The sequence below is a fragment of the Streptomyces sp. NBC_00203 genome, from assembly GCF_045206325.1.
GTDB classification, from domain to species: domain Bacteria; phylum Actinomycetota; class Actinomycetes; order Streptomycetales; family Streptomycetaceae; genus Streptomyces; species Streptomyces lutosisoli.
This window is the reverse complement of record NZ_CP108126.1, coordinates 10,207,637-10,221,250: the sequence shown is the minus strand read 5'-3', so window position 1 is coordinate 10,221,250 and position 13,614 is coordinate 10,207,637. Positions and strand designations below refer to the sequence as shown.

Here is a 13,614-nt window from a genome sequence, read left to right as displayed (position 1 = left end):
CCAATACGCCTAATACACCTAATACCCCTGAGCGTTGACGGGCGTCATCGGGGGGTCAGCACGATGCGCTGGCCGGGGGCGGTGGGGGTGTTCCACGCCTGCTCGACCTGGGAGAGGGGGAGGGCGAGCGGGTTCACGGCCAGGGTGCCGGAGGTGATCTCCGTGGCGAGGGAGGGAAGTTCGGTGAGGATTCCGGCGGTGGTGACCGAGCCCTGACCGCTGCCCATGATCTGCAGGTTCGCCGCGCGCAGCAGGGACGAGGGCAGGGCGATCTCCGCTCCGGCCATGGAGCCGATCTGGATCCAGGCCAGCGGTTTGGCGCGCTCGGGACGGGCGGTGAGCAGGGCGGGCATGGCGTGTTCGGCGGCCCGGCCCCAGAGGTAGTCGATGACGACGTCCGCGTCGCCGGCGCTCTGGCCGAGGCGGTCGGCGACCTCCTTGGGCTCGCCCAGCAGGGAGACCGTCTCGTCCGCGCCCAGGCCCGGCAGAAGGTCCAGGCGCTCGGCGTCACGGCCGGCGGCCACGACGTGGGCGGCGCCGAGGTGCTTGGCGATCTGGACGGCGAGCTGTCCGGCGTTGCCGGTCGCACCCAGAACCAGGACACTCGCGCCAGGCGGGAGGGTCACGCGGCGGCGGAGGGCGACCCAGGAGGACATGCCGGGGTTCATCGCGGCGGCCACCGTGACCGGGTCGGTGTCCGTCGGCAGGGTGATGGCGCGGCGGCGGTCGACGACGGCCTGCTCGGCCATGGTGCCCAGGGCGGTGTCGGGGGCGACGAAGTAGAGCAGTTCCCCTTGTTCGGTGCGGCCGACCGCGTCGATGCCCGGGACCAGGGGCAGGACGCCCTCGGAGGTGTAGTGGCTGCCGTTGGCGCTGGAGCGCACCCTCGGGTGGAGACCGGCGGCCAGGACGTCCACCAGGACTTCGTGCTCCTCGCGGGGCCGGGGAGTGTCGATGGTGTCGAAGCGGGGCGGGGCGTCGAAGGAACGGACGACGGCGGCGTGCATGGCTGGCCTCCTGGCATCGGACGGGAACGGACGCGGCACACAGATGGTTTGCGCCGCGTACTACTTCGACAGTAGTTTGTGCCGCGTACTAGGTCAAGGTAGTTTGTGTCACGTACCAGGACGAGCGGAGAAAGCGGCCCAGGCCGTACGGAGGAAGTCACCTTGCCCCCCAGTCACCACCCGGACCCGGCGGACCGCCCGCAGGCCGACGAACCTAACGACCGGCAGGTCGACGAACCGCAGGACACCGTCGACGCCCTGGTCCAGCTCTCGTTCCTGATCCAGGGCGCCCTGACGCGCATCGCGTCCGAGCACGACCTCTCCCTCATCCAGGTCCGCCTCCTCGGCATCCTGCGCGACCGCCGCCCCGGCATGCTCGAACTCGCCCGCCACCTGGGCCTGGACAAGTCCTCCATGACCGGCCTCGTCACCCGCGCCGAGAAACGCGGTCTGGTCCAGCGCACGCCCTCACCCCACGACGGCCGCGCCGTCCTCGTCGGCCTCACCCCACTCGGCCGACAACTCACCGACCAGTGCACCGCCGAAATGGACGAGCAGATCACCGCCCTGACCGCGCCACTGACCACCACCGAACACACCCAGATCCGCGCACTGGCCGCGAAACTCCTGCGGAGGTAGCCGGCCAAGTCACCAGAAGCCGTTGGGGACATAGCGCGCTCGGACGAGGCAGCAACCCCAACCCGCCTCACGAACAGGCGGCGTGACAGACGTTATTTGACAAGCGGAATCCGCCAAGGTTGTCATGAGCACATGCTGCGACGCCTTGGGACCTGCTGCACTCGTCGAGCCGACGGCTCTGCCCTCGACTCCGGTTGTAGCCCGTCACTGGACGCAGCGTGCACGAAGACCGCGGGTGCCACCGCCAGTGCAAAGGGCGGGCGGCTGCCGTGGAAGTACGGTCATTGACCGGGCGCCGAGAGCTGCTCGACACCGCCCGGGCCGAGTTGACGGCCCGTCCTGGAGTGCTCCTCCACGGTCCCGCGGGGATCGGCAAGTCCACGCTCGTGGCCACCCTCACGGCGTCCTTGGCCGCGCATGACCGGTCGGCCGGCACGGTGCTGCACTGCTCGCCCGCTCAGGAGGACGCCCGGCTCCCGTTCGTCGGCCTCATCGACCTGTTCGCGCGGGTGCCGGAGAGCTGCCTGGAGGCCCTGGCGCCCGCTCCCCGGGCGGCGCTGAGGGCAGCCCTGCTGCGTGGCCGGGAACCGGCCGACGACCAGAGCCGTCTCGCGGTACGCGTCGCCGTCCTCGAAGTGCTGCGAACTCTCGCCGCCACCGGCCCCGTTCTGCTGGTCATCGACGGTCTCCAGTGGCTCGACGAGTCGAGCGCCGAGGTGCTCGCCTTCGCCGTACGTCGTGTCGGGGGCCTCGGCATACGGGTCGTGGCCGCCGAGCGGGTGGCCGACGGCGAGCAGCCGGAACGGCTGCGCTGCTGCCCGCCGGGCACCGTCGAACTTCCCGTGCCGCCGCTGACGGACGGCGAGGTGGCGCACCTCGTACGCACCGGCATCGGTGCCGATCTGCCACCGGCGGTGCTGCGGGCGATCCAGGACGCCGCCGCCGGAAACCCTTGGTACGCACTGGAGTTGGGGCAGGCGGCCGCGCGCGACGGAGCGCCCGTCGGCTTCGGCCGGACACTGCCCGTACCTCGAAGGCTGCGTACCCTGCTGCTGGACCAGGTGCGTACGCTGCCGGAGACAGCGCGGCGCACCCTCCTCGTCACGAGCGCCGCCGCCCGCCCCAGCCTCACTCTGCTGCGTGCCGCCGGGCTCCATGACCCCGCCGCGGATCTCGCGGAGGCCGAACGACTCGGCGTCGCGACGGCCGACGCCGGCGGAACCATACGTTTCCGGCATCCGCTGCTCCGGGCTGCCGTCTATGCCGACGCCCCGGAGTACAGCCGCCGGCAGGCCCACGCCCTGCTGGCTCGCGCGGTCACCGAGCCCGTGGAGCAGGCCCGCCACCTCGCTCTCGCCCACCCGCACGAGGACGAGACCACCGCCCGCACGCTGATGTCCGCGGCCGAGTCCGCACGCCGCCGCGGCGCACCCGATGCCGCCTGTGAACTGGCCGGGCTCGCCGCCCGACGCACTCCCGGCGACCGCCCCGCGGAGCGCGCCGACCGGCTGCTGGCCGCGGCCGAGTACGCGTGCGACGCCGGACAACTGGAGGAGGCGGGGCAGGCGGCCGAGACCGTCCTCGCCGAGTCGGGCTCCGCACGGCAGCGGGTGCGGGCGCGGCTTGTCCTGCTGCGCAACGCCGGACAGGCACTGGAGGGTACCCATGACCTGATCGGGGAAGGCCTCCGGGACGCCGACGGCGACCCGGAGGCCGAGGCGTGGCTGCACCACTGGGCAGCGGTACGCGGCCTGCTGTGCGGGGAGTTGGAGGAGGCGTCCCGGCATGCCCGGCGCGCTGCCCGGCAGGCGGCCGTGGCAGGCGACACGGACACCCGGATCGGGGCACTGGCCACCCTCGCCCGGGTGCGGTCCCTGGCCGGGGAACCGGTCGCCGCCGACGTCGCGCTCGAAGAGGCGCTCGCCCTGGTCGGCGGCGCCGACGCCGGCCCGGAAAGCTGGGGACTGATCCGGATGCGGGCGATCCTCGCCCTGGACTCCGACAAGGTGACCGAGGCCCGGGACCAGGTCGCCCAACTCCTTGCGCAAATCGGCGAGTTCGCCGGGGTCGAGGAGGTGATGGCGACCTTGGTGGCGCTGACCCGTATTCAGGTGCGCTCCGGGCATTGCCGGGAGGCGCTGCGCACCGCCGCCCGCTGCTCACGTGCCCTGGCCGAGACCGGCGTACAGGCGGCTCCGGCGCTGTATGCGGCGGCGCTCGCGGCGACGGCGGGCGGCACCGCCGACGAGGCCCGGCACCTCGCCGAGCAGGCGGTACGGGCCTCGGAGGCGGACGGCGACCGGCTGTTCCTGCTGCGCGCGCTGGCGGTGCTCGGGCAGGCCGAGCTGCTCGTCGGCGACCCACGGGGGGCGGCGGCCGCGGTCGAGGCACTGCAACGCGTCAAGGAGCTCGGCGAGTCCATGTGCGCCGCCGACCCGCCATTGCTGCACTGGTACAGCGACTTGGCCGAAGCACTGGTCGTCCTGGGCGAGGCGGACGCGGCCGGGGACGTGATCCGCGAGGCCCGCACGCGCGTGTCCGGCGATGCGCCCGGGAGCGTACTGGCAGCTCTGGAGCGGGCCGAGGGGTTGCGTGAGGCGGGGCTCGGCCGGGCGAAGGAGGGGGCGGTACGGCTGCGTTCCGCCGTGGACCGCCTGCGTCATCTTCCGTTGCCCGTGGAGCTGGTGCGCACCCTGATCGCGCTCGGCACGGTCGAGCGCCGCTCGCGCCGCAGGAGCGCGGCGCGGGTGGTCCTCGGTGAGGCGCTGGAGACCGCGGCGCGGATCGGCGCCGCTCCGCTGGCGGCGCGGGCCGGGGACGAGCTGAGGCGACTGGAGGCCGGAGACCGGAGCGTTGAGGCAGGCGCGGGCGGACCCGAACTCACCCCCACGGAGGCCAGGATCGCCGGACTGGTCGGCGGCGGGGCCACCAACCGGGAAGTCGCCGCTGAGCTGTTCATCAGCGTCAAGACGGTGGAAGGTGCCCTGTCGCGGGTCTACCGCAAGCTCGGGGTCCGCTCGCGCACCGCGCTCGCCCATGCCATGGCGGTCGCCGTCATCGCATCCGGGGCGGCCGTGGATTCCGGCGATGAGGACCAAGTGAAGTCCCAGACCCAGATAGTGACGGTGAGTCAGTCCGGCAGCCGTGTCCGGATTCCCCGTGCGCTCGACATCCGCCGTTGACATGACATCTGTAGTTAACACGTAAAGCAAGGGTTCCCCCGCTTATGCGGGTGGGGCTGATGTTCCTACGTTGAAGCCGTTCCGCTTCCGGGACACCACCCCCCACTCTCCGGAGGACCTCAGTGAGTTCACGCCTGAAACTGGTCGGTCTGGTCGCCGTGCCGGCCCTGCTCGCCGCCGCCGTCCCCGCCGCCTACGCCGTCGGCGCCCCCCAGCCGCACTCAACCCGCGCGGCCATCACCGGAGATGTCCTGAAGGGTCTGAAGCAGGACGCGACCCGCACCGGCAACGTCGCCACCGGGAAGCGGATATCGGTGGCGATCAGCCTGACCGCCAGAAACGACAAGGCACTCGACACCTTCGTCGCCAAGGTCAGCAACCCGCGGTCGAGTTCCTACGGCCACTACCTGACGAAGCGTCAGTTCGCGGCCCGCTTCGGCCGGACCGATGCCGAGATCAAGCAGCTCAAGGACTATCTGCGCGCGCAGGGACTTACCGTCACCGCCGTCCACTCGGGGAACCTGCTGGTCGACGCCAACGGCACCGCCGCCCAGCTGGAGAAGGCCTTCGGCACCAAGCTGTCGACCTGGAAGGACGCCGCGTCGGGGCGCTCGTTCTACGCCAACGACACCGCGCCGACCCTGCCGACCACCATCGCCTCCCTCGTCAGCGACGTGGCCGGCCTCAACAACCGCGCCCAGCTGCACCACCAGTCGGCCTCCACCGTCGCCCCCCGCAACGGCTACACCCCGGCCCAGCTCAAGGGCGGCTACAACGTCTCCGGTACGTACACCGGCAGCGGCCAGAAGATCGCGCTGATCGAGTTCGACGGCTTCCAGCAGTCCAACATCACCAAGTACGACACCAACTACAGCCTGGGCTCGCCCACTCCGACCGTGCAGAAGGTCGACGGCGGTTCGGGCGCGCTCGGCGACGGCCAGGTCGAGGTCGAGCTGGACATCGAGGTCCTGCACGCGATCGCCCCCAAGGCGAACGTCACCGTCTTCGAGGGCCCCAACTCCGACGCCGGCGAGGTCGACACCTACCAGGCCATCGTCGACAGCGGCATCCCGACCACCTCGATCAGCTGGGGCGCCGCCGAAAGCGCGCGCACCACCTCCAACATCAACGCCGTGGACGCCGTCTTCAAGGCGGGCGCCGCCCAGGGCCTCGGTTTCTACGCGGCGTCCGGGGACAGCGGCTCCGACGACGCGGGCGACGGCGGTACCTCCGTCGACTACCCGGCCAGCGACCCGTACGTCACCGGCGTCGGCGGCACCAAGCTGACCGTCACCTCGGCCAACGCCTTCAGCAAGGAGGTGGCCTGGTCCGGGGGCGGCGGCGGGAAGTCCTCCGTCTTCAAGATCCCCAGCTGGCAGACCGCGGTACAGAAGAGCGCAGGCGGCGGCTACCGCCAGGTGCCGGACGTCTCGGCCCACGCCAACCCCAGCCCCGGCGTCTCGATCTACTCGCAGGGCTCCTGGTCGTCGGTCGGCGGCACCAGCGCCGCCGCGCCCGAGTGGGCGGCGTTCGCCGCGCTGTACAACCAGCAGGCCGCGGCGGCCGGCAAGGCCAACCTCGGCTTCGCCAACCCCGCCCTCTACACGGCGAGCGGCACCGGCTTCCACGACATCACCAGCGGCAGCAACGGCGCCTACTCCGCCGCCACCGGCTGGGACTTCACCACCGGATGGGGCTCGTACAACGCCGCGACCCTGGCGAGCAAGCTGCTCGGCTGACCCCCAGCGACTGAAGGCCAAGCAATAAGGCGCGGGCCGGGATCACTCCCGGCCCGCGCTGCGCGTCTGTTCCTGTCCTGCGTCCCGAACGCGCCCCGAATCCGTCGCACATGGACTAGCGCCGCGGCGTCTTCCGCTACACCGGCGCCCTCCGTTCGATCACCTACCCCCGGGCGCCCCGGGCCCCGACTCACCCAGGCGGAGTCGCAGGCACTGCGGGAAGCGGCGGCCGCGGTCGAGCAGCGACCCGCTGACGCGTTCGTCAGGCCTTCAGGTGCAGGGCGGACCACAGCTCCCGCTCCACGTCTGTCAGCGGGATCTGCGCGGCAAGACACTCCGGGTGGCCGGACGGCAGCCGTACGTCAGAGTCGGGCGTTCGCCCCGTCTCTTCGCCCCGGGCGGACATCTCGGGCACCGGCAGTCCCCACAGGCAGCAGCCGACCGCGAGCAGGCCAGGCGTCCACCCAGCGAACACGTCGGCCCAACGGCGTGCGCGTTTCACCGTGCGCTCACCGCAGCGGGAGAGTCGGCCACAGCGGTTCCGTCGCACGGTGTTCGGCCTCGCGCAGGACGCGCAGCACGTTGCGACCGGTCAGCGCCTACAGGTCGGCCCGGGACCAGCTGCGGTCGGCGAGTTCGCGCAGCAGGACCGGGTAACCGGAGACGTCGGCGAGGCCGGTGGGCTGATGGTCGACGCCGTCGTAGTCGCCGCCCAGGCCGATGTGGTCCCCGCCTGCCACCTCGCGGGCGTGCTCGACGTGATCGGCGACCTGGGCCACCGTCACCTCGGGGCGGGGGTGCTCCTCGGTCCAGCGCCGCAGCCGGTCGTCGGCGGACGCGGTGAAGGCCGCCACGTGCTCCTCGGCGACCTGGGCCGGATCCTCGCCCGGTCGTGGTGCGCGCGGCCAGGTCCAGGGATGGGCTGCCAGCCCGAGGCGTTCGCGCTCGGCCTGCAACTCCTTTCCCCACTCGGCGACTTCGGCGGAGATGAAGTACGGGACGAAGGTGAGCTGGATGACTCCGCCGTTGTCCCGCAGCAGCTCCAGGACCGGGTCGGTGACGTTGCGCGGATGGTCGTTGAGGGCGCGTACGGAGGAGTGGCTGAACAGCACTGGGGAGGTGGAGGCGGCAAGGGCCGCCCGCTGGGTGGACTCGGCGACGTGGGAGAGGTCCACGAGCAGGCCGGTGCGGTTGAGTCCGGCGACGATCGCGCGGCCCGTGTCGTTCAGGCCGCCGACGCCCGGCTCGTCGGTGGCCGAGTCCGCCCAGGACGTGTTGCCGTTGTGGGTGAGGGTCACATAGCGGACGCCGAGTCGGGCGTACGACCGCAGGACGCCCGGGGACTCGGCGAGGCTGTGGCCGCCCTCGATGCCCAGCAGGGAGGCGATCCGTCCGTCGGCGACCGAGCGCGATCACCACCTCCGGGGACGTCACGTCGGCGATGGCGCCGCGAGCGTCTTGGTGAACGGGGTGACAGGGCGCTCCAGGCGTTCGCCATCCACCGTGATGTCGACGGCCTCGTTGTAGAACGCCAGGAGGTCTTTGACGGCGCCCACCGCGGGCAGTGGCTCCGGGTAGCTCCAGACGACGTTCGGCGGGACGCCGGCCTCACCCCGCCACGACCAGTACTCGGCGGTGCCCTTGTAGGGGCACCCGGTGCTGTGGTCGGTGGGTTCGAGCAGCTCCAGGCGGACGTCCTCGCGCGGGATGTAGTACCGCGTCGGCAGGCCGGTCTCGAAGAGCAGGACCGGGCGGTGGGTGTCGGCGACGAGCGTGCCGTCGATCTCGACCCGGACGTGGCGGCTGCTGGGGATGGCGTCCACCCGCTTGTGCGGGTCACGGGGGTGGATGAAGATCTCTTCCTCCTCCTCGTACCAGTGGTCGAGCCCCCTGCCGCTGCGCCGGAACCACTCGAAGGCGATGTGCCCGGCCAGGTCGGCGGCGGGGAACGTCCAGGCCGCGTTCTCCAGCAGCTCGCCGTCGACTTCGAGGTCGTAGAAGATCTGCGATCCGGTGTGTGTGCCCGACGGGGGGTTCTTGGCCGGGCGGAGCAGGTCCTCACGGACCTCCTCGCGCGGGAAGGCGTACAGCGGGACGGGCACTCCGGGTTCCCACACGAGGACGGGATGCCGGCTGTCGACGACGGTGACGTCACCCTTGCGGCCGCGTACCCAGCGTTCGCCGGGCTCCCACAGGAGGCCTTCAGGGGTGGTCCTGACGGCGCGCGCGGTGGGGAATGTGGTCATGACCGGCTCTCCTTCGGCTTGCTCACGCGGTGACTTCGGCGACGTAGGCACGGTTCTCGCGCCAAGCCGCGACCTGTTCGGGGCGACCGAACACCCGCAGGTACTCGTCGACGTTGCTGCTGGCCCGTTCCCACACTGACACGGGTTCGAAGTCAGAGCCGTCCGGGTCGGCGAACGCCGGCAGCGGTTCGACGACCGTGTCCAGGCTCGGGGCGACGAACACCGCGGAGGAACGGCGCGTCACCGACCCGCCGGCCACCACCCGGTGCCGCCCGGGCCGCAGCCGGCCCTCCGTCCAGTTGGTCAGCAGGGTGCCGGTGAACACCTGCAGGGCGCCCAGCCGGATCGGCGCGGGGATCCAGGTGCCGTCGGGACGCTGGCCCTGCAGGCCGGCGTAGTCGCCCTCCTGGTGGAGCACGGTGATGGCGGAACTGTCGGCGTGCTCCAGGAGAAGGAGTTTCTCCTCATCCTTCTCCTCGTCGGAAGTGCCGGCGTCGTGGGGCCACTTGGGGTAGTCGTTGACGACCGGTGTTGTGTAGACGTCGTCACCGAGCAAAAACGTGTGCGCTGGTACGTCGAGCACGCGCGCGTACAGGCCGAGGACGCGTCGCGCGACGTCCACGAACGCGTCGTGGTAGCGGTGTGTCGCGGCGCGGAGGCGGGGCTCCTGCGGCGGCCACACGTTGGCGTGTGCGAAGAGGGTGGTGTGCTCCGGGGAGAGACCGGCTGCCTCGGCCGCGGCCGCGTCGTCGTACTGGGCGATGTTGAACCGTTCGAGCTTCAGGCGTCCGAAGTCGTCGGGCGTCATCGGCCAGTGCGGCGGCGAGGTCGATGACGGGGATGTCGGTGTCGTGGGACACGGCGGTGCTCCTTCGGATGGGTGAGTCAGGGGGTGAGCGGGCGCAGTGCGTCGGCGAGGGCGCTCGGGGTGGCCTCGATGGTGACGATCTCGCCGTCCGGCACGTCCGCGCCGAAGCGGGCGACGGACGCAATGTCCAGCGGGCCGCCGTCGGTGCGGATGAGCAACGGGGTGGGCAGGGAGGCGAGTTGCTGCCAGAGCGTCTCGTCGTCGAGAACGGTGGGCGCATCCGACGGCAGGCTGCCGAGGTGGTGGCGTCAGTGAGGTGCCCTTCGGGGCGATGGCGTACGCGTTGGAGAACTCCATACCGGACAGCTGTGCTCCCGCCTCGGCGGCCAGGAGGGCGCCGTCTCCGGTGTTGACGTCACAGCCGAGGGTCTTGGACTGGAACGCGCATCCACCGGCGGCGAGCACGACCGCGCCCGCCTCGACACGGACGACTTCACCGGTTGTACGGTCCAGCGCCCGCGCGCCCGAGACGACTCCGTCGGCATCGACCAGCAGCTCCAGGGCCGGTGTGTGATCGAGGATGCGGACACCCAGACGCTGTACCCGGATCCGCTGCCGGCGCATGTACTCCGGCCCTTGCAGGTCATTGCGGATCTGACGGCGGTGGGCGTCGACGGGGAACGGATAGCGCTGCACCCGGGCGAGCTCGTCCATGCGGGCGTGGGTCTCGTCGAGGACCCGCGCCATCCAGTCCCGGTCGGCGAGATGCCCTCCGAGAGCCTCCCGGCTCGCCATGGCGGCCTCCCGCAGCTCGGGAACGTCGTCGACGTACCAGATGCCGGTGCCGACCGATGCGGTCGCACCGCTCGCACCGGTGTATCCCTTGTCGGCGAGGACGACGTCGGCGCCGGACTGAGCGGCCTTGATCGCGGCCCAGGTACCCGCGGGACCGCCGCCGACCACCAGCACGCCGGTGGAGAGGGTCTGCTCGGAATCAGTGCTGGTCATGGCATTCGTAGCCTTCCGGTGACGGAGATCAGGGCTTCAGACGGCCGGTGGCGAACATGGCGGCGGACCACGCCGAGAGCGCCGCCCCGAGGGCCCAGACCACGAGCAGGGCCCATCCGGCCCCGACGTCGCCGTGGCCGAGGAAGCCGATCCGCTCGACCTGGACCAGCCAGAAGACCGGGTCGAGGCGGCTGAGGACGTCCCAGACCGGAGGCAGTTGGTGGACCGAGTAGAAGACGCCGCCGAGGAAGCCCAGCGGCAGCAGGATGATCGACTCCATGGAGTAGACGTGGTCGAGCGACTTGGCGAGGCTTCCCGCGATCACGCCCACCTGCGCGGCGACCAGGAGAACACCGAGCGTGCCGAGCAGCAGGACGAGGGGACGGGCGACGCTGCCGCCGCCGGTGAGCGGGAGAGCCACCACCAGAACACCCCCACCCACGACGACGCCTCGGGCGATGCCGCCGCCCACCAGTGCCACGTTGATCTCCCACCATCTCAGCGGGCTGGCGAACACGTCGTGGATGTACCGGTCACGCCGGGCTTCGAACAGGCTGGTCGTCCCGTTGAAGAAGCCGACGTTGAGGATCGCCTGCGCGAAGAGGCCGGGCACGATGAACCTGCCGTAGGAGACGCCGTCGACCGTGTCGACGTGCCGGCCGAGAGCCGTCCCGAAGACGATGACGAACAGCGCGGTCGACAGCACCGGGCCGAACACGCTGTAACGCCAGATCGAAAGGAAGCGCAGGACCTCGCGCTCGAAGAGCCACAGGAACGGGGACCGCTCTGCCCGGAAGGGTTCGTCGTACGACGGGAGGGACGGGTGAGCCGGATCGTCGACCGCGACGCTGCTCGTCATGCCACCTCCTCCCGCGTGATCACCCGGTCGTAGACCTCCGAGATGTCGCGCGCCTCGTAGCGGTCCCGCAGCGACGCCGCGGAGCCACGGTCGACGAACCGGCCGGCGCGCAGCAGCGCGATCTCGTCACACAATGTCTCCGCCTCCTCCAGGTAGTGCGTGGTCAGCAGGACGGTGGTGCCGGCCGCGTTGAGGCCCTTGACCAGTCGCCAGATCTCCGAGCGCAACTCGACGTCGACGCCTGCCGTCGGCTCGTCGAGGATGAGCAGGCGAGGACGCTGCATGAGCGCCCGCGCGATGACGAGGCGCCGCTGCATGCCCCCGGACAGCTCATAGGCGCGCGCGGCGGCCTTGTCGCCCAGGCGGAACAGCTCCAGCAGTTCGTCCGCGCGCCGGACGGCCGTCTTGCGGCCGATGCCGTGATACCCGGCGTGGTAGATCAGGATCTGCCGGATCGACAGGAACCGGTCGACGTTGATCTCCTGTTCGGCCAGGCCCAGCAACCGTCGGGCCTCGCGGCTTCGGTGGTCGTGGCCGAAGACGGCGAGCGTGCCCGTCGTGGGACGGACGATGTTGCACACCGAGCCGATCAGCGTGGTCTTGCCGGCACCGTTCGGGCCGAGCAGCCCGAAGAAGGCACCGTCGGGGATCTCCAGGTCCAGCCCGGCGACCGCGGAATGGCCGTCCTTGTACGTCTTGCTGAGCCCCTGGACGAGCAGCGCCGGCGGTGTCCCGCCGGTCCGGGAAAGGGCGGGAGCCGCAAGCGCGTCAGACATGGAACTGATTGGTGGGCACCGGCAGCCCGTAGTGCTCGCGAAGCGTCGTGCCTTCGTACTCCTCGCGGAACAGGCCTTTGCCGCGCAGGATCGGCAGCACCTGCTCGATGAAGGTCTCCAGGCCCGACGGCAGTGCGGGCGCCATGATGTTGAACCCGTCCGCGGCGGCGCCCTCGAACCACGCGGTGATCGTGTCCGCCACCTGGTCGGGCGTCCCGGTGAACTCGAAGTGACCGCGTCCGCCTCCGAGTCGGGAGATGATCTGTCGGACTGTCAGCTTCTCGCGTACCGCGAGCTCGATGATCAGGTCGGAGCGGCTCTGCGAGCCTTCGAGCTTCGGCCGCGCGAGGATGAAGTCCGGCAACGGCTCGTCGAGTTCGAATAGCGACGGCTCGGTCTCGAAGACGGCGGCCAGCTGGCGCAGCCCGTACTCCGGGACGCGCAGGTCGTCGAACTGCTTCGCCAGCGCGCGGGCCTCCTCCTCGGTCGACCCGATGTACGGGACGATTCCCGGCAGGACGATCACACCGTCCGGGTCACGCCCCGCGGCCCGGGTCCGCGCCTTGATGTCGCCGTAGAAGTCGGCCGCGCGCTCGTACGTCCGGTGAGCGGTGAAGATCGCCTCGGCGTGCCGTGCCGCGAAGTCCTTGCCGTCCTCGGAGGATCCCGCCTGGACGAGCAGCGGATAACCCTGCGGCGGGCGCTCGACGTTGAGCGGGCCTGCCACCGAGAAGTACCTGCCCCGGTGGGCCGGCTGGTGGATGCGTGCGGGGTCGGCATAGCGGCCCGTGGTCTTGTCCGCGACGATGGCCTCGGACTCCCAGCTGTCCCACAGTGCCTTGGCGATGTGCAGGAACTCGTCGGCCCGGCCGTAGCGTTCGGCGTGGTCGGGGCGGTTGACGAGGCCGAAGTTGGCCGCCTCGTCGGCCCCTGCCGAGGTGACGATGTTCCAGCCGGCGCGGCCGCCGCTGACGTGGTCGACCGAGGCGAGCCGACGAGCGAGGTTGTACGGCTCGTTGTACGTCGACGACACGGTCGCGATGAGGCCGATCCTGCTGGTCGCCTGGGACAGGGCGGTCAGCAGCGTCAGCGGTTCGAGTTGGCCCGGCGGCCGGAACTCGCCGGTGCCGATGATCGCCGGTCCGTCGGCGAGGAACAGCGAGTCGAACTTGGCGCTCTCCGCCAGCTGGGCCAGCCCGATCCAGTGCCGCAGGTCGAAGTCGGCCCGTGGATTGCTGTCCGGGAGCCGCCACGCTGCTTCGTGGTGGCCCGCCTCCATGAGAAAGGCGTTGAGGTGGAGCCGGCGTCTTCTCTCGCTCACGAGTGCTCTCCTTTCCGTGCTGAGTCGCT

The 13,614-nt window shown here is 71.1% G+C and carries 10 protein-coding genes and 1 pseudogene; 3 read left to right on the top strand and 8 right to left on the bottom strand.

Annotation, left to right across the window (positions count from 1 at the left end):
* Nucleotides 1-44: 44 nt before the first annotated feature.
* Entirely contained in the window at nt 45-1,007 is a 963-nt protein-coding gene (locus OG975_RS45305; RefSeq protein WP_406335580.1) for a zinc-binding alcohol dehydrogenase family protein, read from the bottom strand.
* A gap of 162 nt (nt 1,008-1,169) precedes the next feature.
* On the opposite strand from OG975_RS45305, the gene OG975_RS45300 reads away from it, so the two are divergent.
* From OG975_RS45300 to OG975_RS45290, 3 genes are all read left to right on the top strand, one after another.
* Entirely contained in the window at nt 1,170-1,646 is a 477-nt protein-coding gene (locus tag OG975_RS45300; protein WP_406335579.1) for a MarR family winged helix-turn-helix transcriptional regulator, read from the top strand.
* 284 nt (nt 1,647-1,930) lie between these two features.
* Nucleotides 1,931-4,828 (top strand): AAA family ATPase, encoded by a 2,898-nt coding sequence (locus OG975_RS45295; protein WP_406335578.1) that lies wholly within the window; start codon nt 1,931-1,933, stop codon nt 4,826-4,828.
* Nucleotides 4,829-4,950: 122 nt separating this feature from the next.
* Nucleotides 4,951-6,567 carry a protease pro-enzyme activation domain-containing protein gene (locus OG975_RS45290; protein ID WP_406335577.1) on the top strand — a complete coding sequence of 539 codons (1,617 nt, stop codon included), beginning with the start codon at nt 4,951-4,953 and terminating at the stop codon, nt 6,565-6,567.
* 262 nt (nt 6,568-6,829) lie between these two features.
* On the opposite strand, the gene OG975_RS45285 is transcribed toward OG975_RS45290, so the two are convergent.
* From OG975_RS45285 to OG975_RS45255, 7 genes and pseudogenes are all read right to left on the bottom strand, one after another.
* Entirely contained in the window at nt 6,830-7,069 is a 240-nt protein-coding gene (locus OG975_RS45285) for a DUF6059 family protein (RefSeq protein ID WP_406335575.1), read from the bottom strand.
* A 97-nt stretch (nt 7,070-7,166) separates the two neighbouring features.
* Nucleotides 7,167-7,964 (bottom strand): annotated as a pseudogene (locus tag OG975_RS45280) (dipeptidase); the annotation flags it as partial.
* A gap of 33 nt (nt 7,965-7,997) precedes the next feature.
* On the bottom strand, nt 7,998-8,813 hold the full coding sequence (locus OG975_RS45275) for a DUF427 domain-containing protein (RefSeq protein ID WP_330309615.1): 816 nt from the start codon (nt 8,811-8,813) through the stop codon (nt 7,998-8,000).
* Nucleotides 8,814-8,835: 22 nt separating this feature from the next.
* Nucleotides 8,836-10,629 carry an FAD-dependent oxidoreductase gene (locus tag OG975_RS45270; protein ID WP_406335574.1) on the bottom strand — a complete coding sequence of 598 codons (1,794 nt, stop codon included), beginning with the start codon at nt 10,627-10,629 and terminating at the stop codon, nt 8,836-8,838.
* A gap of 28 nt (nt 10,630-10,657) precedes the next feature.
* Nucleotides 10,658-11,488 (bottom strand): ABC transporter permease, encoded by an 831-nt coding sequence (locus OG975_RS45265; RefSeq protein WP_406335573.1) that lies wholly within the window; start codon nt 11,486-11,488, stop codon nt 10,658-10,660.
* Complete coding sequence (locus OG975_RS45260; protein WP_406335571.1) at nt 11,485-12,264, bottom strand: ABC transporter ATP-binding protein; 780 nt, start codon at nt 12,262-12,264, stop codon at nt 11,485-11,487. Before OG975_RS45260 ends, OG975_RS45265 begins: the two co-directional genes overlap by 4 nt.
* Nucleotides 12,257-13,585 carry an LLM class flavin-dependent oxidoreductase gene (locus OG975_RS45255; protein WP_406335569.1) on the bottom strand — a complete coding sequence of 443 codons (1,329 nt, stop codon included), beginning with the start codon at nt 13,583-13,585 and terminating at the stop codon, nt 12,257-12,259. The genes OG975_RS45260 and OG975_RS45255 overlap by 8 nt, the downstream gene beginning before the upstream one ends.
* Between the last annotated feature and the right edge of the window lie 29 nt (nt 13,586-13,614).

Excerpts from the sequence above, each read along its gene's own strand:
- OG975_RS45305 (WP_406335580.1), bottom strand. The coding sequence starts at position 1,007 with ATGCACGCCGCCGTCGTCCGTTCCTTCGACGCCCCGCCCCGCTTCGAC.
- OG975_RS45275 (WP_330309615.1), bottom strand. The coding sequence starts at position 8,813 with ATGACCACATTCCCCACCGCGCGCGCCGTCAGGACCACCCCTGAAGGC.
- OG975_RS45270 (WP_406335574.1), bottom strand. The coding sequence starts at position 10,629 with ATGACCAGCACTGATTCCGAGCAGACCCTCTCCACCGGCGTGCTGGTG.
- OG975_RS45265 (WP_406335573.1), bottom strand. The coding sequence starts at position 11,488 with ATGACGAGCAGCGTCGCGGTCGACGATCCGGCTCACCCGTCCCTCCCG.
- OG975_RS45260 (WP_406335571.1), bottom strand. The coding sequence starts at position 12,264 with ATGTCTGACGCGCTTGCGGCTCCCGCCCTTTCCCGGACCGGCGGGACA.